21 protein-coding genes and 1 pseudogene are annotated in these 21,777 nt (G+C 72.5%); 21 read left to right on the top strand and 1 reads right to left on the bottom strand.

The annotated features are described in order from the left end of the window. The 21 genes and pseudogenes from ACRDSK_RS18505 to tpiA all read left to right on the top strand — a co-directional run. Positions 1-1,906 (top strand): annotated as a pseudogene (locus ACRDSK_RS18505) (hypothetical protein); the annotation flags it as partial. A 164-nt stretch (positions 1,907-2,070) separates the two neighbouring features. After that, on the top strand, positions 2,071-2,619 hold the full coding sequence (def, locus tag ACRDSK_RS18510; protein ID WP_431442314.1) for a peptide deformylase: 549 nt from the start codon (positions 2,071-2,073) through the stop codon (positions 2,617-2,619). A gap of 2 nt (positions 2,620-2,621) precedes the next feature. Beyond that, the gene (gene fmt, locus ACRDSK_RS18515) at positions 2,622-3,551 is read left to right on the top strand and encodes a methionyl-tRNA formyltransferase (RefSeq protein WP_431442315.1); all 930 of its coding nucleotides are present in this window, start codon (positions 2,622-2,624) and stop codon (positions 3,549-3,551) included. Beyond that, entirely contained in the window at positions 3,548-4,987 is a 1,440-nt protein-coding gene (locus ACRDSK_RS18520) for an RsmB/NOP family class I SAM-dependent RNA methyltransferase (RefSeq protein ID WP_431442317.1), read from the top strand. The genes fmt and ACRDSK_RS18520 overlap by 4 nt, the downstream gene beginning before the upstream one ends. Before the next feature lie 100 nt (positions 4,988-5,087). Then, positions 5,088-6,101, top strand: coding sequence for an asparaginase (locus ACRDSK_RS18525; protein WP_431442319.1), 1,014 nt, complete (start codon positions 5,088-5,090; stop codon positions 6,099-6,101). Between the two features lie 90 nt (positions 6,102-6,191). Next, positions 6,192-6,830: a ribulose-phosphate 3-epimerase gene (gene rpe, locus ACRDSK_RS18530; RefSeq protein WP_431442338.1), complete on the top strand. Its 639-nt coding sequence runs from the start codon at positions 6,192-6,194 to the stop codon at positions 6,828-6,830. Continuing rightward, positions 6,831-7,481, top strand: a complete 651-nt coding sequence (locus ACRDSK_RS18535; RefSeq protein ID WP_431442320.1) for a riboflavin synthase — start codon at positions 6,831-6,833, stop codon at positions 7,479-7,481. Between the two features lie 70 nt (positions 7,482-7,551). After that, positions 7,552-8,787: a bifunctional 3,4-dihydroxy-2-butanone-4-phosphate synthase/GTP cyclohydrolase II gene (locus ACRDSK_RS18540; RefSeq protein ID WP_431442322.1), complete on the top strand. Its 1,236-nt coding sequence runs from the start codon at positions 7,552-7,554 to the stop codon at positions 8,785-8,787. After that, complete coding sequence (gene ribH, locus ACRDSK_RS18545) at positions 8,784-9,281, top strand: 6,7-dimethyl-8-ribityllumazine synthase (protein WP_431442324.1); 498 nt, start codon at positions 8,784-8,786, stop codon at positions 9,279-9,281. The genes ACRDSK_RS18540 and ribH overlap by 4 nt, the downstream gene beginning before the upstream one ends. After that, positions 9,278-9,724 carry a PH domain-containing protein gene (locus ACRDSK_RS18550; protein WP_431442325.1) on the top strand — a complete coding sequence of 149 codons (447 nt, stop codon included), beginning with the start codon at positions 9,278-9,280 and terminating at the stop codon, positions 9,722-9,724. The genes ribH and ACRDSK_RS18550 overlap by 4 nt, the downstream gene beginning before the upstream one ends. A gap of 34 nt (positions 9,725-9,758) precedes the next feature. Then, the gene (locus ACRDSK_RS18555; RefSeq protein WP_431442326.1) at positions 9,759-9,989 is read left to right on the top strand and encodes a ribbon-helix-helix protein, CopG family; all 231 of its coding nucleotides are present in this window, start codon (positions 9,759-9,761) and stop codon (positions 9,987-9,989) included. After that, on the top strand, positions 9,976-10,323 hold the full coding sequence (locus ACRDSK_RS18560) for a type II toxin-antitoxin system PemK/MazF family toxin (RefSeq protein WP_431442327.1): 348 nt from the start codon (positions 9,976-9,978) through the stop codon (positions 10,321-10,323). Before ACRDSK_RS18555 ends, ACRDSK_RS18560 begins: the two co-directional genes overlap by 14 nt. Positions 10,324-10,408: 85 nt before the next feature. Next, positions 10,409-10,858 carry a Rieske (2Fe-2S) protein gene (locus tag ACRDSK_RS18565; protein WP_431442328.1) on the top strand — a complete coding sequence of 150 codons (450 nt, stop codon included), beginning with the start codon at positions 10,409-10,411 and terminating at the stop codon, positions 10,856-10,858. 141 nt (positions 10,859-10,999) lie between these two features. Beyond that, positions 11,000-12,049 (top strand): GDSL-type esterase/lipase family protein, encoded by a 1,050-nt coding sequence (locus ACRDSK_RS18570; RefSeq protein WP_431442329.1) that lies wholly within the window; start codon positions 11,000-11,002, stop codon positions 12,047-12,049. 75 nt (positions 12,050-12,124) lie between these two features. After that, entirely contained in the window at positions 12,125-14,146 is a 2,022-nt protein-coding gene (uvrC, locus tag ACRDSK_RS18575) for an excinuclease ABC subunit UvrC (protein WP_431442330.1), read from the top strand. Next, on the top strand, positions 14,143-15,033 hold the full coding sequence (gene rapZ / locus ACRDSK_RS18580) for an RNase adapter RapZ (protein ID WP_431442331.1): 891 nt from the start codon (positions 14,143-14,145) through the stop codon (positions 15,031-15,033). The genes uvrC and rapZ overlap by 4 nt, the downstream gene beginning before the upstream one ends. A gap of 8 nt (positions 15,034-15,041) precedes the next feature. Then, the gene (locus tag ACRDSK_RS18585; protein WP_431442332.1) at positions 15,042-15,998 is read left to right on the top strand and encodes a gluconeogenesis factor YvcK family protein; all 957 of its coding nucleotides are present in this window, start codon (positions 15,042-15,044) and stop codon (positions 15,996-15,998) included. Positions 15,999-16,183: 185 nt separating this feature from the next. After that, positions 16,184-17,170: a DNA-binding protein WhiA gene (whiA, locus tag ACRDSK_RS18590; RefSeq protein WP_431442333.1), complete on the top strand. Its 987-nt coding sequence runs from the start codon at positions 16,184-16,186 to the stop codon at positions 17,168-17,170. A 468-nt stretch (positions 17,171-17,638) separates the two neighbouring features. Next, a complete protein-coding gene (gene gap, locus ACRDSK_RS18595) occupies positions 17,639-18,643 on the top strand; it encodes a type I glyceraldehyde-3-phosphate dehydrogenase (protein WP_431442334.1) in 1,005 nt (334 codons plus the stop codon). 10 nt (positions 18,644-18,653) lie between these two features. After that, a complete protein-coding gene (locus ACRDSK_RS18600; protein ID WP_431442335.1) occupies positions 18,654-19,853 on the top strand; it encodes a phosphoglycerate kinase in 1,200 nt (399 codons plus the stop codon). Beyond that, complete coding sequence (tpiA, locus tag ACRDSK_RS18605; protein ID WP_431442336.1) at positions 19,850-20,635, top strand: triose-phosphate isomerase; 786 nt, start codon at positions 19,850-19,852, stop codon at positions 20,633-20,635. Before ACRDSK_RS18600 ends, tpiA begins: the two co-directional genes overlap by 4 nt. 56 nt (positions 20,636-20,691) lie before the next feature. On the opposite strand, the gene ACRDSK_RS18610 is transcribed toward tpiA, so the two are convergent. Continuing rightward, a partial coding sequence (locus ACRDSK_RS18610; protein WP_431442337.1) for a beta-1,3-glucanase family protein occupies positions 20,692-21,777 on the bottom strand: 1,086 nt, incomplete at its 5' end.

Below are 21,777 nucleotides of genomic sequence, written 5' to 3' on the forward strand. Positions count from 1 at the left end.
GCTCGCGGCCACCGCGGCCGCGGGTGAGCGGGGCACGGTGCTCGTGCTGCCGGACTACCGGGACGTGGCGCGGGTGCACGCCGCGTGCGTGGCGCTGGCCGGCGAGGACGCGGTGGTGGCGTTGTCCGCGGACGCCGGGCCGGCGAAGCGGTACCGGCGATGGCTCGCGGTGCTGCGGGGCGGGGCGCGGATCGTCGTTGGCACGCGGGCGAGCGTGTTCGCGCCCGTGCACCGTCCGGGCGTGTTCGTGGTCTGGGACGACGGCGACGACCTGCACGCCGACCCGCATGCGCCCTACCCGCACGTGCGGGACGTGCTGATCCAGCGGGCACACGCGGCCGGCGCGTCGGTGGTGGTGGCGGGCTTCGCGCGGACGGCCGAGGCGCAGCTGCTGGTCGACTCGGGGTGGGCGCCGGAGATCATCGCCGGCCGCGAGGAGCTGCGCGCGGCCGCGCCGCGGATCGTGGCGCTGGGGGAGAGCGACGTCCAGCTCGCGCGGGACCCGGCGGCGCGGGCGGCCCGGATCCCGTCGGTGGCGTTCGAGGCGGCCCGTGCCGCGCTGGGTGCCGGGCGGCCGGTGCTGGTTCAGGTGCCGCGTGGGGGTTACGTGCCCGCGCTCGCGTGCCAGCAGTGCCGCACCCCGGCCCGGTGCCGGCGCTGCGCGGGACCGCTCGGCCTGCCGACCGACCGGCCGCCTCCGAGCGCGCGGAACGGCGGCGCCGACGGCCCGGACCGCTCACGGGGCGCCGGCCGGACCCGGTCCGACAGCGCGGACCGCCCGTCCCCGGCGGCCCGATCGGGGGCCGCGTCGGCGCAGTCGCGGATCGGCGGGTCGGACGGCTTGTTCGCCGCGCCTGCCGGGGAAACTGCCGGGGCGGCGCGACAGGGTGGTGCCGGCGACCTGTTCGGCGCGCCGTCGAACACCCCGGCCTCGGCCGGGCGAGGTGCCGACTCGGCCGGGCCGAACAGCCCGCGGAGCGGCGGCAGTGACGGCAGGCGTGCCGGGGCGGATGCTGGGCCGGATGGCTCGCGGGGCGGCCGTGCTGACGGCCCGCCCACCGGGCAGGGTGCGCTGCCGGCCGCGACGTCGCGGCACAGGGGATCCGGCGGTGCAGCGACGGATCGTCAGGTTGTGACCGCGGACGTGCGGGACGGCGGGTCGGCCGCGGCGCGGCCGCCGACCTGCCGGTGGTGCGGGGTGTCGGACACCGCCTTCCGTTGCGGTACCTGCGGATCGCGGCGGTTGCGGGCCGTTGTCGTCGGGGCCAAGCGGACCGCCGAGGAGCTCGGGCGGGCGTTCGCGGACGTGCCGGTGCTCGGCTCCGGCGCGAGCGAGGTGCTCGCCGAGGTCGCGGACCGCCCGGCGCTCGTGGTCGCCACGCCGGGCGCCGAGCCGGTCGCCCACGGCGGGTACGGGGCCGCCCTCCTGCTCGACGGGTGGGCGATGCTCGGGCGAGCGGACCTGCGGGCGGGCGAGGAGGCGGTGCGGCGCTGGATGCTCGCCGCCGCCCTGGTGCGGCCCGGCGCGGACGGCGGCCGGGTGGTCGTGCTGGCCGAGTCGGCGCTCGCACCTGTGCAGGCACTGGTGCGGTGGGACCCCGTGTGGCACGCCCGTCAGGAGCTCGCCGCCCGCGAGGCGCTCGGCTTCCCGCCCGCGGTGCGGATGGCCTCGGTCGACGGCACGGCCGACGCGCTCGCCACGTTCCTCGACGAGCTCGAGCTGCCACCCTCCGGCGAGATCCTCGGGCCGGTGCCGCTCGGCGACAAGGAGCGCGCGCTGGTCCGTGCCTCCCGAGCCGAGGGCCGGGCGCTGGCCGCGGCACTGACCACGGCCCAACACGTCCGCACCGCGCGGAAGGAGCCGGACCCGATTCGCGTCCGGCTCGATCCGCTGGAGCTGATCTGACGGTCGGTCGCCGTGGCGCCGACCGGCCGGACCAGAGATCTGTGCCGGCCACCGGCACTCCCTCGGTCGTGGTGGTCATATGGTGAGGTGGCCGGTGGCGCACCCGGCGTTGCGTCCCGCGGCACTGAATAGACTGGAGTCCGGCCCCGACGAATTGGAGAACCGTGACAGTCCAGCCCATCCGGCTTTTCGGCGATCCGGTGCTGCGCACCGCGGCCGCGGAGGTCGTGGACTTCGACAAGGAGCTGCAGACCCTGGTCAAAGACCTGTGGGACACCATGGAGTCCGAGGGCGGAGCCGGGCTCGCCGCGCCGCAGCTCGGCGTGGGCCTGCGGGTGTTCACCTACCACTGCGACGGCGCCGCCGGCCACCTGGTGAACCCGACCTGGACCGCGCTGGACGACGAGTACCAGGACGGCGAGGAGGGCTGCCTGTCGATCCCGGGCATGTACTACGACTGCCGGCGCCACCTCAACATCGTCGCCCGCGGCTGGAACATGCACGGTGAGCCGGTGGAGATCGAGGGCAGCGAGATGCTGGCGCGGTGCCTGCAGCACGAGACCGACCACCTGGACGGCGTCCTGTTCCTCGACCGGCTCACGCCGGAGACCCGCAAGGCGGCGATGAGGGAGATCCGCCAGGCCGAGTGGTTCGACGGCGGCACGCCCACGATCAAGCAGAGTCCGCACTCGATCTTCGGTGGGGCCGTCTGACGATGCGTCTGGTCTTCGCCGGAACCCCCGAGGTGGCGCTGCCCTCGCTGCGCGCGCTGCTCGGGCATGGCGGCCGGCACGAGGTGGCGGCCGTCGTCACCCGCCCGGACGCCCCGGCCGGTCGCGGTCGGCACCTCGTCCGCTCGCCGGTCGGCGCGCTCGCCGACGAGCACGGCATCGAGGTGCTGACCCCGCACAAGGCCTCCGACCCGGACTTCCTCGACCGGCTGCGTGCGATCGCGCCCGACTGCTGCCCGGTCGTCGCCTACGGCGCGCTGCTGCCCCAGTCCGCGCTCGACATCCCGTCACACGGCTGGGTGAACCTGCACTTCTCGGTGCTGCCCGCATGGCGCGGCGCGGCGCCGGTGCAGGCGGCCGTGCGGGCCGGCGACGAGATCACCGGCGCGAGCACGTTCCAGATCGTCAAGGAGCTCGACGCCGGCCCGGTGTTCGGCGTGCTGACCGAGGCGGTGCGGGCCGACGACACAGCGGGCGCGCTGCTCGACCGGCTCGCCGAGGCGGGCGCCGGGCTGCTGGTGTCGACGGTCGACGGCATCGAGGACGGCACGCTACGCGCCGAGGAGCAGCCGCCCGACGGCGTGACCTACGCGCCGAAGGTGACCACCGAGGACGCGAAGGTCGACTTCACCGCGCCGGCCGTGGCGGTCGACCGGCAGGTGCGCGCGGTCACCCCGGATCCCGGGGCATGGGCGGAGTTCCGCGGCGAGCGGATCAAGCTCGGCCCGGTCGTCCGGTTGGGCGCGGAGACGCTCGAGCCGGGCGAGCTGCGGGTCGAGCGCAAGCGGGTGCTGACCGGGACCGCGACCGGGCCGGTCGCGCTCGGCGAGGTGCAGGCGCCCGGCAAGAAGAGGATGGCGGCGACCGACTGGGCGCGTGGCGCGCGGGTCGAACCAGGAGAGCGACTGACGTGACGCAACAAGGACGGCGCCCGGCGAGATTCTCCCGGCCACGGACTCCCCACCCGCCCAAGCGGCGCAACGGACCGAGCCGCCCGCCGGTGGAGGACCCCGCGCGGCAGGTGGCGCTGGACACGCTTCGCGAGGTCCGCGTCCGGGACGCCTACGCCAACCTGCTGCTGCCGCAGCTGTTGCGGGAGCGCCGGATCACCGGTCGGGACGCCGCGCTGGCCACCGAGCTGGCCTACGGCGCGTGCCGCTGCATCGGGCTGCTGGACCAGGTCCTCGACGCCTGCGTCGAGCGCCCGCTGTCCAAAGTGGAGCCTGGACTGCTGGACGTGCTGCGGCTGGGGTGCTACCAGCTGCTGCGCACCCGGATCCCGCCGCACGCGGCCGTCGACTCCACGGTCGACCTGGTTCGCGCCGAGCAGGGCTCGCGGGTCACCGGGTTCGTCAACGCCGTGCTGCGCAAGGTTTCCGAGCGCGACGAGGCGGGGTGGATGGACGAGCTCGCGCCGGACCCGGCGGCGGACCCGATCGGCAACCTCGCCATGCGTGAGGCGCACCCGCGTTGGGTGGCCCGGGCGTTCGCCGACTCGCTCGGCAACACCGGTGACGAGCTGAAGGACGCGCTCGCCGCGGACAACGTGCGACCGGCCGTCCATCTGGTGGCCCGGCCCGGCGAGGTCACCGCGGAGGAGCTGGCCGCGATGACCGGCGGCGAGGTCGCGCCGTACTCGCCGTACGGGGTGCGGCTCGCGGCCGGCGCGGGCGACCCGGCCGGCCTGGAGCCGGTGCGCGAGCGCCTCGCCTCGGTCCAGGACGAGGGCAGCCAGCTGTGCGCGATCGCGCTGACCCGGCCACCGGTGGACGGGACGGACGAGCGGTGGCTCGACCTGTGTGCCGGTCCGGGCGGCAAGTCCGCGCTGCTCGCCGCCGTACTCGGCATCTCCGGCGGGCGGCTGGACGCGGTCGAGAAGGCCCCGCACCGGGCGCGGCTGGTCGAGCGGTCCACCGAGGGCCTGCCGGTCACCGTGCACGTCGGCGACGGCCGCCAGCCCGCCTCGATGGGTCTCGCGTCGGGCTCGTTCGACCGGATCCTCGTCGACGCGCCGTGCACCGGGCTCGGGTCGCTGCGCCGCCGTCCGGAGTCGCGCTGGCGGCGCCAGCCCTCCGACGTGGGCGAGCTGACCAAGCTGCAGCGCGAGCTGCTGCTCACCGCCGTCGACCTGGTGCGCCCCGGCGGCGTGGTCGGCTACGTGGTCTGCACGCCGCACCTGTCCGAGACGGTCGGCGTGGTCGCCGACGTGGTCCGCAAGACCGGCGTCACCGCGCTCGACGCCCGCGAGGCGTTCCCCGACATGCCCGCCCTCGGCGACGGCCCGCACGTACAGCTGTGGCCGCACCGGCACGGCACCGACGCGATGTTCTGCGCCCTGCTGCGCCGATGATGGTGTTCGCACGACCCGCGTGGCCGCCGACCGCACCTAAGGGGAACGGGACGCGACCCAGCCACCGGTACCTGCCCGAACTGGACGGCAGCAACGCACGGTGACCACAAGTTTTAATTCCGGGGAGGCGGACACGCGCCGCGTCGCCGTGATCGGGATGGGCGGCACGATCGCCATGGCGCCCAGCGCCTCCGGCGGCATCGTCCCCTCGCTGGGCGCCGGCGATCTGGTCGCCTCCGTGCCGGGCCTGGCCGACCTCGACGTCACGGTCACCGCGACGACGCTGCGGTCGCTGCCCAGCCCGTCGCTGGGGTTCGCCGACCTGGTCGCGCTGTCCGACCGGGTCCGCGCGGAGATCGCCGCGGGCGCGGCCGGCGTGGTGATCACCCACGGCACGGACACCATCGAGGAGACGGCGTTCTTCCTCGACCTCACCGTGCCCGAGGCCGCCCCGGTCGTGGTGACCGGCGCGATGCGCCACCCCGAGGCGGCCGGCGCGGATGGGCCGGCGAACCTGTACGCCGCCGTCCGTGTGGCGTCCTCGCCGGCCGCGCGTGGGCTCGGCTGCCTCGTCGTGATGTCCGACGAGGTGCACGGCGCGCGCTTCGTTCGCAAGAGCCACACGTCGAGCACGGGCGCGTTCGTCTCGCCGGGCTTCGGCCCACTCGGCCTGGTCGTCGAGGGCGACCCGCGCATCCGTGGCGCCGCCCGGGTCGGCCTGACCCTGCCCGCCGACCCGCGAGTCAGCGAGCGCCGCGTGGGGATGGTGACGATGGCCCTCGGCGACGACGGAACGCTGCTGCGCCTGGCCGGCGACGCCTTCGACGGGCTGGTGATCGCCGGGCTCGGCGCGGGCCACGTCCCCGCGGACCTGGTCCCGCTCGTCGCCGAGCACGCGGCGCGCGTGCCGGTCGTGCTGTCCACCCGCACCGGCGCCGGCTCGGTGCTGCGCCAGACCTACGGCTACCCGGGCTCCGAGCGCGACCTGCTCGAGCGCGGGCTGATCCACTCGGGGTTCCTGGACCCGGCGAAGGCGCGGATCCTGCTGCAGCTGCTGCTCGCCACGGGGGAGTCGACGGCCGGCATCGCCGCCGCGTTCGAGCGGTTCCGGTGAGCCCATCACACGACGCCGCGCAACTCCGCACGGCACGACTCGGCGTGCGCGGGATCGGGGAATAGGCTTGCGACCGTGTCCCGTACGCCGATGATCGCGCCCAGCCTGCTGTCCGCCGACTTCGCCCGGCTCGCCGACGAGGCGAACGCCGTGCGCGGTGCGGACTGGCTGCACGTGGACGTCATGGACGGGCACTTCGTCCCGAACCTCACCCTCGGTCTGCCCGTGGTGGAGGCGTTGCTGGCGAGCACCGAGATCCCCGTCGACTGCCATCTGATGATCGAGGACCCGGACCGCTGGGCGGTCGGCTACGCCGAGGCCGGCTCGTACAACGTGACCGTGCACGTCGAGGCCGCGCGGGACCCGGTGCGGATCGCCAAGGACCTGCGGGCGGCCGGCGCGAAGGCGGGCCTGTCGGTCAAGCCGAAGACCCCGATCGAGCCGTACCTGGAACTGCTGAGCCACTACGACACGTTGTTGGTGATGTCCGTCGAGCCGGGGTTCGGCGGCCAGGCGTTCATGCCCGAGGTGCTCGACAAGGTGCGGGTCGCACGCAAGCACGGGCTGCGGGTGCTGGTCGAGATCGACGGCGGCATCAACATGGACACCATCGAGCAGGCGGCGGAGGCCGGCGTGGACTGCTTCGTGGCCGGTTCGGCCGTCTACGGCGCGGACGACCCCGCCGCTGCCGTCGAGCGGCTGCGCGCACGAGCGACGAGGGAGAGCTGAGTGTTCACCGGGATCGTGGAGGAGCTCGGCGAGGTCGTCGCCGTGGCGGACCTGCCGGACGCGGCGCGGATCACCGTCGCCGGGCCGCTGGTCACCGGCGACGCGGCACTCGGTGACTCGATCGCGGTGAACGGCGTGTGCCTGACCGTGGTCGACGTGTCCGGCGGCGCGTTCACCGCCGACGTCATGCGCGAGACGCTCGTGCGCAGCAGCCTGGACAAGATCGCCACGGGGGACCGGGTGAACCTGGAGCGCGCGGCGGAGGTCGGCAAGCGGTTCGGCGGGCACATCGTGCAGGGCCACGTCGACGGCACCGGGGTGATCCTCGCCCGGTCGCCGTCCGAGCACTGGGACCTGGTCCGGGTGGGCCTGCCCGCGCAGCTGTCCCGGTACCTGGTCGAGAAGGGCTCGATCACGGTCGACGGGGTGTCGCTGACCGTGGTCGAGGTGACCGACACCGAGTTCACCGTGAGCCTCATCCCGGAGACGCTGCGGGCGACCACGCTGGGCACCAAGCAGCCCGGTGACCTGGTGAACCTGGAGGTGGACGTGGTCGCGAAGTACGTGGAGAGGTTGGCCGCGCCACACTTGTCCGCCGCCCGTCCCGGTCCGGCGCACAATGGACGCTCTAACGAGGAGGCGTCGTCGTGAGCGAGCTTGCGAGCGATCCAATGTCACAGGGCGACCGCGAGCGGCGGCACCGAGCCTGCGAGGGGGCGTCGTGAGCGATATCGGCGGCATCGAGCGCGCGGTAGCCGACATCAAGGCCGGCCGGCCCGTCATCGTGGTCGACGACGAGGACCGGGAGAACGAGGGCGACCTCATCTTCGCGGCCGAGATGGCGACGCCCGAGCTGATCGCGTTCATGGTCCGCTACACGTCCGGCTACATCTGCGTGCCACTCACCGAGGCGGACTGCGACCGGCTCGAGCTGCCGCCGATGTTCCACACCAACCAGGACGCCCGCGGCACCGCGTACACGGTCACCGTCGACGCCAAGGACGGCGTGACCACCGGCATCTCCGCCGCCGACCGCGCCCACACGATCCGCACGCTGGCCGACGAGTCGGCCTCCCCGCGCGACTTCAACCGGCCCGGCCACGTGGTTCCGTTGCGCGCCAAGGAAGGCGGCGTGCTGCGCCGGCCCGGCCACACCGAGGCGGCGATCGACCTCGCGGTGATGGCGGGGCTGCGGCCGGCCGGCGTGCTGTGCGAGATCGTGTCGCAGAAGGACGAGGGCGACATGGCCCGCCGCGACGAGCTGGAGGTGTTCGCGGCCGAGCACGAGCTGACGATCATCTCGATCGCCGACCTCATCGACTACCGCCGCCGCACCGAGGTCCAGGTCGTCCGCGTCGCGGAGGCGCGCATCCCGACCGCGGCCGGCACGTTCCGCGCGGTGGGCTACGACTCGAAGCTGGACGGCATCGAGCACATCGCGCTCGTCTACGGCGACATCGCCGACGGCGAGAACGTCCTGGTCCGGGTGCACTCGGAGTGCCTGACCGGCGACGTGTTCGGCTCGCTGCGCTGCGACTGCGGCCCGCAGCTGGACGCCGCGCTCGAGGCCGTCGCGGCCGAGGGGCGGGGGATCGTGCTCTACATGCGCGGGCACGAGGGCCGCGGCATCGGCCTGATGCACAAGCTGCAGGCCTACCAGCTGCAGGACGACGGCCACGACACCGTCGACGCCAACCTCGCGCTGGGGGTGCCCGCCGACGCCCGCGACTACGGGCAGGGCGCGCAGATCCTCGTCGACCTTGGCGTGAAGTCGATGCGGCTGCTGACGAACAACCCCGCGAAGCGAGTCGGCCTCGACGGCTACGGACTGCGCATCGTCGACCGGGTGGCGCTGCCGATCCGGCCCAACGCGGAGAACCTGCGCTACCTGCGCACCAAGCGCGACCGGATGGGCCACGAGCTGGGCGACCTCGACCTGCTCGAGGGCTTGTCGTGAGTGGTGGCGGGCGGCCGGACGTCGAGGTGCCGCGGTGCGAGGGCATCCGGCTCGCGATCGCGGCCACCCGCTGGCACGCCAGGATCACGGACACACTGCTGGAGCGGGCGCTCGAAGCGGCGCGAAAGGCCGGCATCGAGGAGCCGACCGTGGTGCGCGTGCCGGGTGCGGTCGAGCTGCCGGTGGTCTGCCAGGCGCTGGCGCGCAACCACGAGGCGGTCGTGGCGCTGGGCGTGGTGATCCGCGGCGGCACCCCGCACTTCGAGTACGTGTGCGACGCGGTGACCGCCGGGCTGACGAGGGTGTCGCTGGACGAGTCGACGCCGGTGGGCAACGGCGTGCTGACGGTCGACACCGAGGAGCAGGCGCTCGACCGGTGCGGGCTGCCGGACTCCACGGAGGACAAGGGCTTCGAGGCGTGCGCGGCCGCGCTGGACACCGCGATGGTGGTGCGCGGGCTGCGCCAGCCGTGGACGGACAGGACTTTCAAGTGAGTTTCGTGGTGCGTCCGCGTCGGGTGCGGTTGTTCGCCGGGCTCGGTGCCGTGGTGCTGTTCGCGATGTTCGCCGTGGCTGGGGTGTTCCTGCGGGAGAGCGACACCGGCGTGAACTTCCGGCTGTCCGACCAGATCGCCATGGTCGGCATCGGGCTGTTCCTGGCGCTCGGTGCGCTGTGGTTCACCCGCCCGCGGGTGCGCGCGGACCGCGACGGCGTGGAGGTGCGAAACATGCTCGGCGCGCGCCGGTTCTCGTGGTCGGAGATCGAGCAGGTGAGCTTTCCGGACGGCTCGCCATGGGCCCGGTTGGAGCTGCCGCACGACGAGTACGTCCCGATGGTCGCGATCCAGGCGCTGGACGGGGAGCGGGCGGTCGCCGCGATGCGCGAGCTGCGCCGGGTCCGCCGTGAGGCCACGGAGTCGCCGCGGTCGCCGCGGTAGCCACCCGGGTAGCACCACAGGTAGCATCGTTGGTGTGAAGCTCAGTGTCAGCCTGTCCGCGGAGGACGTGGCGTTCGTCGACGAGTACGTCGAGCGCACCGGCGAGCCGTCGCGCTCGTCGGCGATCCAGCGCGCCATCGGACTGCTGCGCACGTCCGAGCTCGAGGACGAGTACGCCGCGGCCTTCGACGAGTGGTCCGACGCGGCCGAGGCCGCGGACTGGGACCGCACGGCCGCCGACGGGCTGGTCGATGAGGCGCGGTGAGGTCTACTGGGTCGACCTGGAGCCGGTCCGCGGCTCGGAGGCCAACAAGATCCGCCCCGCGGTGATCGTCAGCAACGACGCGGCGAACCGCGCGGCACGACGCACCGGACGCGGCGTGGTGACGATCGTGCCGATCACCTCGAACGTCGGCCGCGTCTACCCCTTTCAGGTACTGCTCCGCGCCGCCGACTGCGGGCTCGCCGCGGACTCGAAGGCACAGGCCGAACAGGTGCGCACGATCGCGACGGACCGGCTGCGCAAGAGGCTCGGCAGCGTGCCGCCCGACGTGCTGGGCCGGCTGGACGGTGCGCTGCGCACGCACCTCGCTCTCTGAGCGAAGTTGACGGTTGAACCTCCTGCCCGGCGGGCGCGTAAGGCCTCGTGTACCTTGCTGCTGCCGAGTTCAGGAGGCGCTGGCGTTGACTGCCGTCCATCCCACCACCGGTCCCACCCAGGAGCCCGAGCGGGAGCGCTCCCGCCGTGACGTGCTGTGCGGGCTCGCGGTCGCGTTGATCGCGCCGGGCGCGCTGGTCGCCGCGTGCGGCAGTGAGTCCGAGGACGGAGGCGAGAGCGGCGGCGGCGGACCGACGCCGCTCGCCGACATCCCCGACGGCGGCGGACTGATCGTCGACAACCCGACCGGTGGCAAGGCGCTGCTCGTGCGCGAGGGCCAGGACGTCAAGGCGTACAACGCGTCCTGCACCCACATGGGCAGCATCGTCGGCGTGCCCAAGGACGGCGTGTCGACCTGCCCGAACCACGGGAGCAAGTTCAAGACCGACACCGGCGACGTCGTCAACGGGCCGGCCACCAAGCCGCTGCAGAAGCTCGAGGTCAGCGTCGAGGGCGACCAGGTCACGCTGGCCTGAGCAGACCCGTCCCCCGGGGTGAGCCGAACGGCGAAAGCTGAGGGCCATTCGGGTTATAGCCTCACAAGTTACCGCCTGGTTAGGTGATTTTCGTCAAGTCGAACCAGGCGGTAACTCACCGTCGTGCTCGGGGAGAAGGCCATGCGATCGATCCCGACGAGAGTGCGCATCTTCGGCGCGGCGCTGGCGGCGCTGCTGGTCGGCGGGTTGGCGGTGCTCGTGCCGGCGGCCAGCGCGGACCAGGAGGCCGCCGACGACCGGCAGACCGCGATCGTGTCGCTCGGCGACAGCGCGATCTCCGGTGAGGGCGCGGGGGACTACGAGCCGGGCACGAACGGCGAGAACGGCAACTGGTGCCACCGCTCGGCGAACGCGCTCGTGCACAAGACGACCCTGGCCGACCGCAGCTTCAACCTGGCCTGCTCGGGCGCGGACTCGGCGAACGTCTCGCTCGCCGACACCGAGCACTACACCGAGGGCAGCCAGGCCCGGCGGCTGATCGACATCGCCCGCGAGTACCGGGTCACCACCGTGCTCGTCCAGGTCGGCGCGAACGACGACCCGGCGTTCGCGGACACCATGGTCGACTGCATCCTCGCCTGGTTCGACCCGTTCGGCTCCGGCTGCCGCAAGAAGCTCTCGACGGAGTGGCCGCAGCGGCTGACCGCGATGGCGCCCAAGGTGGAGACGGCGATCGCGGACGTGAAGTCGGCGATGAGCCAGGCCGGCTACGCCGAGGGTGACTACGACTTCGTGCTCACCTCGTACGCCTCGCCGCTGACCGAGAAGATGGACGAGATCCTGCACGGCCCGCAGGGCTGCCCGTTCAAGCTCAAGGACGCGCAGTTCGGCCGGACCGTGGCCGTGCCTCAGTTCTCCGAGGCGCTGCGCGGTGTCGCGAACCGGTCCGGCGTGAAGTTCCTCGACTTCTCCCGCGGGTCCGAGGGCCACGAGGCCTGCAGCGGCGGCGGCGACTCGTCGTCGGAGTGGCAGAACCGCGTCACGGTCGACCCGTGGGCGTGGGTCACCGGCGGCCTCGACGCGATAGGCATGCACATGGCCCAGCAGTCCTTCCACCCGAACGCCCGCGGCCACGCACAGCTCGGCGGTTGCGTGACGGAGTTCGTGAGCTCCGGCGCGGGCTCGGCCGCATGCGTCGTCGGCGGGGACGGCAACCTGCACGCGGGCTGACCCATAGCGAACCGGCCGGGTGCCCCACGCGGGCACCCGGCCGGACCTGTCGGTGCCGGGCCGTAGGCTGGCGGAGTGGCAGATCCGTCGACATATCGTCCGTCGCCGGGCACGATTCCCGATGCGCCTGGGGTCTACCGGTTTCGCGACCCCGGCAGCCGGGTCATCTACGTCGGCAAGGCCAAGAGCCTGCGCAGCCGGCTGAACTCCTACTTCGCCGACGTCACGCTGCTGCACCCGCGCACCCGCCAGATGGTGACCAGCGCCGGCAGTGTCGAGTGGACCGTCGTCGCCACCGAGGTCGAGGCGCTCCAGCTCGAGTACAACTGGATCAAGGAGTTCGACCCGCGCTTCAACGTGCGCTACCGGGACGACAAGTCCTACCCGGTCCTCGCGGTCTCGCTCCACGACGAGTACCCGCGGCTGCACGTCTACCGCGGGCCGCGCCGCAAGGGCGTCCGCTACTTCGGCCCCTACGCGCACGCCTGGGCCATCCGCGAGACTCTCGACCTGCTGCTGCGCGTGTTCCCCGCACGCACCTGTTCCAACGGCGTCTTCAAGCGCCACGGGCAGATCGGCCGGCCGTGCCTGCTCGGCTACATCGGCAAGTGCTCGGCCCCGTGCGTGGACCGGGTCAGCGCCGACGAGCACCGCGACATCGTCGATGACTTCTGCGACTTCCTCGCCGGCCAGACCGACAAGATGATGCGCCGCCTCGAGAAGGAGATGAACGCCGCCGCCACCGAGCTCGAGTTCGAGCGGGCCGCGCGGCTGCGCGACGACCTCGCCGCGCTCCGGCGGGCGATGGAGAAGCAGGCCGTCGTCCTCGGGGACGGCACCGACGCCGACGTGGTGGCCTTCGCGCACGACGACCTCGAGGCCGCCGTCCAGGTGTTCCACGTCCGCGGCGGCCGGGTGCGCGGCCAGCGCGGCTGGGTCATCGACAAGATCGACGAGATCGACGAGGCCGGCCTGGTCGACCAGTTCCTCTCCCAGTTCTACGGCGACCAGGCCGAGCTGGCCGAGGAGGGGCAGGCGAGCCCGGTCCCGCGCGAGCTCCTCGTCCCCGCCCTGCCCGAGGACAGCACCGCGGTCACCGACTGGCTCACCGGCCTGCGCGGCGCTCGCGTGGCGCTGCGGGTCCCGCAGCGCGGCGACAAGCGGGCGCTGATGGAGACCGTCGAGCGCAACGCCAAGGACGCGTTCGCCCAGCACAAGCTGCGCCGCGCCGGCGATCTCACCGCCCGCTCGGCCGCGCTGCAGGAGCTGCAGGACGCGCTCGGGCTCGACACCGCGCCGCTGCGGATCGAGTGTGTCGACATCAGCCACATCCAGGGCAGCGACGTCGTCGCCTCGCTCGTCGTGTTCGAGGACGGGCTCGCCCGCAAGTCCGAGTACCGCCGCTTCGCGATCAGGCAGGCCGCGACCGAGGGTGACGTCGCGTCGATCGCCGAGGTGGTCCGGCGGCGGTTCCACCGGTACCTGGCGGAGACCAACGGCGCGACCAACGGCGCGACGAACGGCGAGGCCACCGACGCGCCGAGCGGTGAGCCGGGCGGTGAGCCGGTCGCCGCGCCCGAGTCCCCGCCGGGGATCGACCCGGAGACCGGCCGGCCCAAGAAGTTCGCCTACCCGCCCAACCTGCTCGTCGTGGACGGCGCCGGCCCGCAGGCCAACGCCGCCGCCGACGTCCTCGCCGAGATGGGCATCCAGGACGTCGCGGTCATCGGCCTCGCCAAGCGCCTCGAGGAGGTGTGGTTGCCGGCCGATCCGGAGCCGACGATCCTCTCCCGCACCAGCGAGGCGCTCTACCTCCTGCAGCGGGTCCGCGACGAGGCGCACCGGTTCGCCATCGCCTACCACCGCAAGAAGCGGTCCAAGCGCATGATCACCTCCGCGCTCGACGGCATCCCCGGCCTCGGCCAGAGCCGCAAGGCCGCCCTGCTCAGGCACTTCGGGTCGGTCAAGCGGTTACGCCAGGCCAGTGTGGACGACATCAGCGGTGTACCGGGAATCGGCGCGCACACGGCGGCGCTGATACACAGTGCACTCGCCGGCGAGACGGCAGGGGAAGTCGAGAAGGGGAGAACGACGTGACGCAAGCTCCGGAGGACCACGTGCAGGGCGTGGAGGTCACGGTGGTGACCGGCCTGTCCGGTGCCGGCCGCAGCACCGCGGCCAAGTGCCTGGAGGATCTCGGCTGGTTCGTGGTCGACAACCTGCCGCCCGAACTGATCTCCACCATGGTCGAGCTCGGCGCCAAGGCGCAGGGCGCGGTCACCAAGGTCGCCGTGGTGATGGACGTGCGCAGCCGCGCGTTCACCGAGGACCTCGCCTCGATCATCCGCGACCTCGACGCCAGCGGGTACAAGCCGCGCGTGCTGTTCCTCGAGGCCACCGACGAGGTGCTGATCCGCCGCTTCGAGCAGGTCCGCCGCGGCCACCCGCTGCAGGGCGACGGCCGGCTGATCGACGGCATCAAGGCCGAGCGCGACCTGCTCGCCCCGCTGCGCTCGGACGCCGACCTCGTGCTCGACACCAGCACCCTGTCCGTGCACCAGCTGCGCGCCAAGATCGAGGACACGTTCGGCACCGAGGCCAGCACCACGACCCGGGTCACCGTGCTGTCCTTCGGCTACAAGTACGGCATCCCGATGGACGCCGACCTCGTGATGGACGTCCGCTTCCTGCCCAACCCCTTCTGGATCCCCGAGCTCAAGGACCTCACCGGCCGCGACACCGACGTGCGCAACTACGTGCTCACGCAGGAGGGCGCCGAGGAGTTCCTCGACCGCTACCACGAGCTGCTGCGGCTCATCGGCGCCGGCTACCGGCGGGAGGGCAAGCGGTACCTGACCCTCGCGATCGGCTGTACCGGCGGCAAGCACCGCAGCGTGACCATCTCCGAGGAGCTGTCGCGCCGGCTGGCGGACGAGGACCGGATGGCGGTCAAGGTCGTGCACCGCGACCTGGGGAGGGAGTAGGAGTGCCCGTGCGGGCCGTTGCGCTCGGCGGCGGGCGAGGGTTGCACGCGACTCTCGGTGCGCTGCGCCGGATCACCGACGACGTGACCGCCGTGGTCACGGTCGCCGACGACGGCGGCTCGTCCGGCCGGCTGCGTCGCGAGCTCGGCCTGCTGCCGCCCGGCGACCTGCGCAAGGCCCTGGCCGCGCTGGCCGGCGAGGAGGACGAGAACTCCTTGTGGCGCATGGTGTTCGAGCACCGGTTCGGCGGGTCCGGCGCGCTCGCCGGACACGCGGTCGGCAACCTCGTGCTGGCCGGACTGCTCGAAGTCATACCCGATCCGGTGACGGCGCTCGACCAGGCGGCGCGGCTGCTGGGCCTGCGCGGCCGGGTGCTGCCAATGTGCACCGAGCCGCTCGACATCGAGGCTGATGTCGTCGGACTGGACGAGGACGCCACGGCCGTGCGGCGCATCCGCGGACAGGTCGCGATCGCCACCACGCCGGGGCAGGTGCGGCGGATTCGTCTGCACACGGCGGGGATGCCGGACTCGGTGCCCAGCGCGTGCCCGGCCGCGGTGCGCGCCGTGCTCGACGCGGACGTCGTGCTGCTCGGGCCCGGGTCGTGGTTCACCAGCGTGCTGCCGCACCTGCTGGTGCCGGAGTTGCAGGAGGCGCTGATCGAGACGGCGGCGTCTCGGATAGTGGTACTGAACCTGGTCCCCCAACCGGGGGAGACCGCCGGGTTCTCGCCGGAGCGGCACCTGGACGTACTCTGCGAGCACGCACCCCGCCTTCGGGTGGACGCGGTGATCGCCGACGCCGACTCGGTGTCCACGCCGGACCGGCTGCGACGAGCGGCGGAGTCGCTCGGGGCGAGCACGCGGTTGGACGGGGTGGCGTCCGTCAAGGCTCGGGAACGGCACGATCCGCAGGCGCTCGCGGATAGCCTGCGGGATGCACTGGCGGCCGTAAACGTGCGATGAAGGGGCGCGCGACCGGCGTTGATGGTGGGATGAGCGAACACTTTTCAAAACACTCCGCATCAGCAGCGCCCGTGCGCGCCGTGGACCTGTTTTGAATAGTGTTCGGTGGCGGCGAGCACGGCGACTCCGGTGGGAGGGATGTCGTCGGCGTCTTCGCCGTGTCGTTCTTGGAGAGGAGGGGCCTCGTGGCGATGACCGCGGCGGTCAAGGACGAGCTGAGCAGGCTGGCGGTGTCGAAGACCTGTTGTCGACGGGCGGAGGTGTCGTCGCTGCTGCGCTTCGCGGGCGGGCTGCACATCGTCGGCGGGCGGGTCGTCGTCGAGGCGGAGCTGGACACGGGTGCGGCCGCGCGGCGGCTGCGCAAGGAGATCCACGACCTGTACGGGCACAACGCGGACGTGCACGTGCTCGCGTCCGGCGGACTGCGCAAGGGCACCCGCTACGTCGTGCGGGTGGTCAAGGACGGCGACGGGCTGGCCAGGCAGACCGGGCTGCTCGATCTCCGTGGTCGGCCCGTGCGCGGACTGCCGGCGCCGGTCGTGTCCGGTGGGGTGTGTGACGCGGAGGCCGCGTGGCGCGGGGCGTTCCTCGCACACGGCTCGCTGACCGAGCCGGGTCGCTCGTCGGCGTTGGAGATCACCTGCCCGGGCCCGGAGGCGGCGCTGGCGCTCGTGGGGGCGGCGCGGCGGATGGGCATCCAGGCGAAGTCCCGCGAGGTGCGCGGGGCGGACCGGGTCGTGGTCCGCGACGGCGACGCGATCGGCGCGATGCTGACCCGGCTCGGCGCGCACTCGAGCGTGTTGGCCTGGGAGGAGCGGCGGATGCGCCGCGAGGTCCGCGCGACCGCGAACCGCCTGGCCAACTTCGACGACGCGAACCTGCGCCGCTCGGCCCGCGCCGCCGTCGCAGCGGCCGCCCGGGTCCAGCGGGCGATGGAGATCCTGGGGGACACCGCGCCGGACCACCTGAGCGCGGCGGGCAAGCTGCGCCTGGCGAACAGGCAGGCGTCGCTGGAGGAGCTGGGCCAGCTGTCGGATCCCCCGATGACGAAGGACGCGGTCGCCGGCCGCATCCGCAGGCTGCTGGCGATGGCCGACAAGCGTGCGAAGGAGCTGGGCCTCCCGGACACCGAGTCCGCGGTGACGCCCGAGATGCTCGAAGCCGAGGTGTAAGCGGCGAAAACCGTGAGCGAGAGCGACGGAGCGTCCGCCGTCTGGACTGACGAGCGCGCGCAGGCGCGCCAGCGCCGAGCACGCGAGGAGGGAAGACGGCGGGTAGCGGAGGAGCGAAGCGAACCAAAGATACGAACCCGCCTGACTGACCCCCACGCAGTCAGGCGGGTTCCTCCATCGGGTGCCGCATCCCCTCGGGCGGTGTGCCGTCCCCCGTCGCACCGCCCGTTCCAGCGCCCCCTACCCAGACAAGAGCGGGCGCCCGCTCCCCAGATACGCGGCCGGTCGGAAAATCCTTCGGTGCTACGGCGAAAAGTGGGTATCCGCAGGAAGGCGGCCCCGCACCCACTCGGGAGCATGATCCATCTGATTCGATACAGTTAGGTCGCTCCCACGAACCGCGACCATGGTGCGGTGGGCGATAGGGTGACTGGGCGGTCCAACAACACGAGCACGAGGAGACGCACGGTGACGGTTCGAGTAGGCGTCAACGGGTTCGGTCGCATCGGCCGCAACTTCTGGCGCGCGGTCCAGGCGAGCGACCACGACATCGAGATCGTGGCCTTCAACGACCTCGGCGACGTGGCCACCATGGCGCACCTGCTGAAGTACGACAGCGTCCTCGGCCGGCTGCCCCACGAGGTGACGGCGACCGACGAGGGCATCCAGGTCGACGGCAAGACGATCAAGGCGCTGGCCGAGCGCGACCCGGGCAAGCTGCCGTGGAAGGACCTGGACGTCGACGTCGTCATCGAGTCGACCGGCTTCTTCACCAAGGCCGACGACGCCCGCCGGCACGTCGACGAGGGCGGCGCCAAGAAGGTCATCATCTCCGCGCCGGCCAAGGGCGAGGACCTGACCGTCGTCATCGGCGCGAACGAGCACCTCTACGACGGCTCGCAGACGATCATCTCCAACGCCTCCTGCACCACCAACTGCCTGGCTCCGCTGGCCAAGGTCCTCCACGATGCGTTCACCATCGAGAAGGGCCTGATGACCACGATCCACGCCTACACCCAGGACCAGAACCTGCAGGACGGCCCGCACAAGGACCTGCGCCGCGCCCGCGCCGCCGCGCTGAACGTCGTCCCGACGTCCACCGGCGCCGCCAAGGCCATCGGCCTCGTCCTGCCCGAGCTCAACGGCAAGCTCGACGGCTACTCGCTGCGCGTGCCGGTGCCGACCGGCTCGATCACCGACCTCACGGTCGACCTCGCCCGGGACGTCACGGTGGACGAGGTCAACGCCGCGTACCGCACGGCCGCCGACGGGCCGCTCAAGGGCGTGCTGCGCTACAGCGAGGAGCCGATCGTCTCCAGCGACATCGTCACCGACCCGGCGTCGTGCATCTACGACGCGCCGATCACCAAGGTCATCGGCAACCAGGTCAAGGTGTACGGCTGGTACGACAACGAGTGGGGCTACTCCAACCGCCTCGCCGACCTGACCGCCCTCGTCGCCGGCAAACTCTGAGGACCGCATCGTGAAGACTCTCGACGATCTGCTCGCCGAGGGTGTCTCGGGCCGGCGCGTGCTCGTGCGCGCCGACCTGAACGTCCCGCTGGACGGCGCCCGCATCACCGACGACGGCCGCATCCGCGCGTCGCTGTCGACCATCGCCCGCCTCACCGAGGCCGGCGCCCGCGTGGTGGTCACCGCGCACCTCGGCCGGCCGAAGGGCGCGCCCGACCCGAAGTACTCGCTGGCCCCGGTCGCCGCGCGGCTGGGCGAGCTGCTCGGCGCGCCGGTGTCGTTCGCCGGGGACGTGGTCGGCGTGTCCGCGAAGTCCACTGTGGACGGACTCGCGGACGGCGGGGTGGCGCTGCTCGAGAACGTCCGCTTCGACCCTCGCGAGACCAGCAGGGACGACGCCGCGCGGGGTGAGCTGGCCGGCGAGCTGGCCGCCCTGGTGGGGGAGTCCGGGGTGTTCGTGTCCGACGGGTTCGGCGTGGTGCACCGCAAGCAGGCCTCGGTTTTCGACGTGGCGCGGGTGCTGCCCGGCTACGCGGGCGGCCTGGTGCTGACCGAGCTCGAGGTGCTGCGCCGGCTCACCGGCACCCCGGACCGGCCCTACGTCGTGGTCCTCGGCGGCTCCAAGGTCTCCGACAAGCTCGCCGTGATCGAGTCGCTGCTGCCGAAGGTGGACCGGCTGCTCGTGGGCGGTGGCATGTGCTTCACGTTCATGGCCGCGGAAGGGCTCGGCGTCGGCGACTCGCTGCTCGAGGCCGACATGATCGACACCTGCAAGCGGCTGCTGGCGGAGTCCGGCGAGAAGATCATGGTGCCCGAGGACGTGGTGACCGCCGACGACTTCTCGGCACAGGCCAACACCCACACCGTGCTGGCCGCGCAGATCTGGGAAGGCTGGAAGGGTCTGGACATCGGCCCGATCACGGCCGGACGGTACGGCGACGCGCTGGCCGAGGCGGGCACGGTGTTCTGGAACGGGCCGATGGGCGTGTTCGAGCTGGCGCCGTTCGCCGAGGGCACCCGCGCGGTCGCCCAGTCCATCGTGGACTCGAAGGCGTACAGCGTGGTCGGCGGCGGGGACTCCGCGGCCGCGGTGCGCGCGCTCGGGCTGCCCGAGGACGGCTTCTCGCACATCTCCACCGGCGGCGGTGCGTCGCTGGAGTACCTGGAGGGCAAGGACCTGCCAGGCATCGCGGTTCTGGAGCAGCCATGACTCGCCAGGTTCTCATCGCCGGCAACTGGAAGATGAACCTCAACCACCTCGAGGCTCTCTCGCTGGTGCAGAAGATCGCGTTCTCGTTGCCGGAGAAGTACTTCGCCAAGGTCGAGGTTGCGGTGCTCCCGCCGTTCACCGACATCCGCAGCATCCAGACGCTGGTGGACGGCGACCGGCTGCTGCTTCGGTACGGCGCGCAGGACGTGTCCCGGTACGAGTCGGGCGCGTACACCGGCGAGGTGTCGGGCGCGATGCTCGCGAAGCTCGGCTGCACGTACGTGACCGTGGGCCACTCCGAGCGCCGCGAGTACCACGGCGAGACCGACGAGCTCGTCAACGCCAAGGTCAAGGCCGCGCTCAAGCACGACGTGGCGCCGATCCTGTGCGTCGGCGAGCGGCTGGAGGTCCGCGAGGCGGGCGACCACGTCGAGCACACGACCGCGCAGCTGATCGCCGGCCTCAAGGGGCTCAAGACCGAGCAGGTCACCAAGGTCGTGCTGGCCTACGAGCCGGTGTGGGCGATCGGCACCGGCCGGGTCGCGACGCCGGCCGACGCGCAGGAGGTGTGCGCGGCGCTGCGGGCCGGCCTCGCGAACAAGTACGGCCAGCAGGTCGCCGACGAGGTGCGGGTGCTCTACGGCGGCTCGGTGAAGTCGGGCAACATCGGCGACCTGGTCAAGCAGGACGACATCGACGGCGCCCTCGTGGGCGGCGCGAGCCTGGACGCCGACGAGTTCACGAAGCTCTGCGCCCTCGCCGCCGGCGGCCCCCTCCCGTAAGCCAGGAAGGACGCCTTGCTGACGTTCAACGTCAGCAAGGCGTCCTTCCAGGCACGTCAGAACGGGGTGATCGCGACGGTCATCGATCCCGGTGACGGGTCCTCGATGTAGGACGCGTGCTCGCACACGTCGTCGAACGCGAAGCCGTAGGCATGGCCGTCCACGGTGTTCTCGTGCATCACCCGCGAGTAGTGGTTGGTCACGCCGTCCCGGTAGTACTGGCCGGCGTCGGCGAGCGGCTGCGCTCCGGTGTCGGTCAGCACGGTGCGGTTGAAGCCCGCGCCGAGCGTCGCGGCGACCGGGCCGGTGACCCCGTCGTTCGGCGCGGACAGCGCCCCGTCGCAGAACAGCACGTCGCGGGTCGACGGCTTGTCGAACGCGCGGACCCCGCCGGAGAACACGAACTGCTCGCCCTGCACCTGGCCGGTGAACGTGTTCGCGCCGGCGGTGACGGTCATCGAGTTCGACCGGTAGTGGTTCCACACCTGGTCGATGTACGCGGCGAAGTAGTCCCCGGCGAACCGGCCCGAGTCGAGGCCGTGGCCGGGTGCGATGACCCGCAGGTCGTTCTCGAGCACGAGCCCGCCGAACCCGGCCTGCCCGGACATCGCCGAGAACACCGCGGCCCGGCCGCCGTCGCGCAGCCGCCCGGTGGTCTGCTGCTGGGCGCCGCCCAGCGTGATCGCGAGCGGCACGGACAGCATGTCGACCATCGTCGTGTTGCAGTGCATCCCGGCGCCGTCGTAGGTGAACTCCGCGCAGTCGTGCAGGATCGGGTAGTTCGGGTCCGAGCTGACCCAGCCGGCGGGATAGGCGAGCGCGTTGCCCGGGTTGCAGCGGAACTTGAGCTTGTCGCCGATGGCCAGGTAGATGCGGCCCGACATGCCCTGCGGCAGCGACAGCGTGGTACCGCCGCCCTCCACCGGGATCGCGTAGTCGGTGAAGCCGTCCGGCCCGTTGTCGGCCTCCGACACCGCAACGAGCTGGCCGTCCGCCGACAGCCGGCACTGCTGGCCGGTCGCCAGGTTCGTGCCGACCACGTAGGTCCAGACCGGGCCGCGCCCGGACTCGTTTGCGAGCGTCAGCGACATGGCCGCGCGCGCGGCCGGCTGACCGCCGGCGGCAAGGGCGCTGACCCCGGT

It is taken from the genome of Actinophytocola sp. (genome assembly GCF_050699915.1).
Lineage (GTDB): Bacteria > Actinomycetota > Actinomycetes > Mycobacteriales > Pseudonocardiaceae > Actinophytocola.